This is a genomic window from Collimonas sp. OK412, from assembly GCF_900112135.1.
Taxonomy (GTDB): Bacteria; Pseudomonadota; Gammaproteobacteria; order Burkholderiales; family Burkholderiaceae_D; genus Collimonas; species Collimonas rhizosphaerae.
Window position 1 is genome coordinate 1 of sequence record NZ_FOLC01000056.1, and the last position, 2971, is coordinate 2971.

At 49.9% G+C, this 2971-nt stretch carries 3 protein-coding genes and 2 pseudogenes; all 5 read right to left on the bottom strand.

Annotated features, from left to right (window positions below):
• Positions 1 to 506: pseudogene (locus tag BM062_RS24800) on the bottom strand (DUF2235 domain-containing protein); the annotation flags it as partial.
• A gap of 2 nt (positions 507 to 508) precedes the next feature.
• A complete protein-coding gene (locus BM062_RS24805; RefSeq protein ID WP_092402390.1) occupies positions 509 to 1054 on the bottom strand; it encodes a DUF3304 domain-containing protein in 546 nt (181 codons plus the stop codon).
• Positions 1055 to 1178: 124 nt separating this feature from the next.
• Complete coding sequence (locus BM062_RS24810) at positions 1179 to 1721, bottom strand: DUF3304 domain-containing protein (RefSeq protein ID WP_139220209.1); 543 nt, start codon at positions 1719 to 1721, stop codon at positions 1179 to 1181.
• The gene (locus BM062_RS24815) at positions 1718 to 2557 is read right to left on the bottom strand and encodes a hypothetical protein (RefSeq protein ID WP_139220210.1); all 840 of its coding nucleotides are present in this window, start codon (positions 2555 to 2557) and stop codon (positions 1718 to 1720) included. The genes BM062_RS24810 and BM062_RS24815 overlap by 4 nt, the downstream gene beginning before the upstream one ends.
• A gap of 210 nt (positions 2558 to 2767) precedes the next feature.
• Positions 2768 to 2971 (bottom strand): annotated as a pseudogene (locus BM062_RS24820) (aromatic amino acid lyase); the annotation flags it as partial.

Consider the following 2971-nt stretch of genomic DNA (forward strand, 5'->3'; position numbering starts at 1 on the left):
GATTTCAAGCCGAGTTCTTTGAGTATCTTGTCTTCTTCGGAGGGAATGGGCGCTGGCCACTCGCGTGGATTGTCTTGCTTTACCCAGCGGTCGCTGCACAAAACTTTCATTTGATCTTTGTCAAACATCGGCTGTCTGTTATTTACAAAACGATGGACAGAATTTAAGACCTGCAGCAATCCCCAGATGATACGCGGCTCGCCACCCTTGCCGGCAGCGGCTTCTCGTATGTCTTCGCCATCGGTGCCAAGTTCTTCAAATGGTGTCGCGACACCGGGAATGTAGTGCGAAAAAAAGCCTTCCATTGGATTGTTTTGATAAGCGCGAAATAAACGGGCAATATTGCTTTGGGAAAGTGATGGGGTATCGCGTTCCATATTGTTATCGGTGCCATCAAAAAAAATGCCGATGTTCAAATTGAAGTCGCAATGTTTTCCGCAATCGGTCGGCAACGCACGTGGACAGACTACTCGGGCCGGTTCAAGGCAAGATTTGGCATTCGTCATGCTTATTTTCCCTTGGCCGGTTCAGGTTTTTCATCAGGAAGCGGAACATAATCCGGAGCGGGAGGGCGGGGGTAGGCCGGTCCGGGATATTCAGTTGATTCGGGATACTGTCTAGTTACCCAAACCTCAACCCGATGCCCTGGCAAAAAATGAACATACATACCCGAGCTCTTCCCTACTGGAACGGCAAAATTGACCGGAACAGTCGCCTCATGCCAGCGCTCTTCTGCGACTCCCGTACGATAGGTCTCCCATTTCACTGTCACCATGGTGGGCGCGTTGGTCGCACTCGGCATGGTCACGCAACACACCGTCGCTCCCCCACCACCCCAGCCATCATATAAAACTCCGCCCCATTTGCCGTTGATATAGAAGTCTCCAATTCCGATGCCCTTGCCATAGTGCGACACTGCCGAAATGGAGGTAGCAATCTTTCCTTCCGCCACCAATCGGTTTGGTCCCGCACCAGCACAGGCGCTTAACAGCAATGCCAGGAGTGCCGGCAACAGCCATCGCAATAATGCAAATTTAAAGAAACTGCTCTTCATCTAATTTCCTTTGAAAAAATACCGATGTTCAAATTGAAGTCGCAATGTTTTCCGCAATCCGTCGGCAACGCACGTGGACAGACTACTTGGGCCGGTTCGAGACAGGACTTTGCATTCGTCATGTTTATTTTCCCTTGGCCGGTTCAGGTTTTTCATCGGCAAGCGGAACATAATCCGGAGCGGGAGGGCGGGGGTAGGCAGGTCCGGGATATTCAGTTGATTCCGGATACTGTCGAGTTATCCAGGCCTCTACACGATGGCCTGGCAAAAAGTGGACATACATGCCGGAGCTCTTTCCTACTGGAACGGCAAAATTGACCGGAACAGTCGTCTCATGCCATCGCTCCTCCGTGACTCCCGTGCGATAGGTCTTCCATTTCACCGTCACCAAGATGGAGCTGCTGGTCGTACGTGGCAGACTGACGCAACACACGCTCGAGCCTCCACCACCCCAGCCATGTTGATTTCCTCCCCAAGTGCCATTCACATAAAACTCGGAAATCCCGATTCCTTTGCCGTAGTGACCGACAGACGAAAGCGATGTTGCAGTTTTCCCTTCTGCCACCAGGCGGTTTGATCCGGCGCCAGCACATGCGCTGACCGACAATGTCAGCAGCATCAGCAATAACCAACGCAAAAAATTGGATTGAACGAAACTGCTCTTCACTTACCCGCCGTGATGATATCTTTTAGCAATGGGAACCGCGTTTCAGGGGTCATTGGCACCGAATCCTCAGGTATATGAGGGTGGGTTATAAATTCGGATAGATTCGGACATTTTTTCGCTTCCTCTACCTCCTTATCCGCAACGGCATTTTTGATCAAAAGACGTTCCCCTTGATCGCTGAATTGCCGGCGCTGCGCTTTGGTCAATAATTTCTTGTAGTTCCCGGTAGAAAACGCAAAGAAAATATTTCTCGACACAGTTCCGCGATCTTCCATATCGAGTGCATGCTCAAGTTCATCTGTATCACGTGATCTCCGCTTGACCGCAGCCGCTTTAAGCATAAGTTTTCCAATCTCTGCCAAAAGATCCTCGTAAACCCGGTCTATTTCCTCGGAGTGCCCAAGTGGTCGTCCCGAAGCGTCATTTTCCTTTTGTGTCGCGGCAGAAGTGAGGTCAATGAGCAGCATTGCGCTCGTCTCAGGGGCAAGGTCTGGAAATGTCTTTGTGAGATACGCATAGGCATTGTCTTTGTCCCCGAGCAAAAAGGCTGGAATCACTTTATGAGATTTAGTCATCTCGAAATAGGTGTCGGCAAGGTTCTCGACGGCTTGTTTTGACATGGGAATTTTTTTGTCGCGTATTATTTTCGCCAAGGTATCCCTGAACCATTCTTTGCTTACGGTAAAGGTTGGAAACGCGCACGCCGATGTTGCCGATTCGGTCGCCATATCGTCTGCAGAAAAAGCAACTTGATTCCCTAAAGCCAACGGCACTATCAGCATTGCCCGGAATACCCAATGGAGTTTTGCGGATTTTCTTTGATGATTATTTTTCAAAAAATAGATCCTTTCTGTTTTTTAGTGCGGAGGATTTTGGCACAGGAAAATAATATTATCAAATGAACATTTAATGTTATTTAAATAACATAACAGCAATGGGTATTTCAGAGACTGCCACCGGCAAGCCTGGGCCTGAATGAATCGATAAAGCATCGACCCATAAAAAAAGGAGCCGAAGCTCCTTTTTCTTATTTGCAGCTACCTGGATCAGGCAAATGCGCCGATCTTCTCGACCACCGCATTGCGCACCGACCCGCTCACCACAAACGACTGCGCCACTGCGATATCGTTGTGGAACCAGCGGTCGCCTTCCAGGCAAGCCGGGATCTGGCGGCGGATTTCCTGGTACGCCGCCTGCGTGCCTTTACCCAGCACGAAACCCGGCAGCAAGTCTTCCGTCATGGTCAAGGC

Excerpts from the sequence above, each read along its gene's own strand:
- BM062_RS24805 (WP_092402390.1), bottom strand. The coding sequence starts at position 1,054 with ATGAAGAGCAGTTTCTTTAAATTTGCATTATTGCGATGGCTGTTGCCG.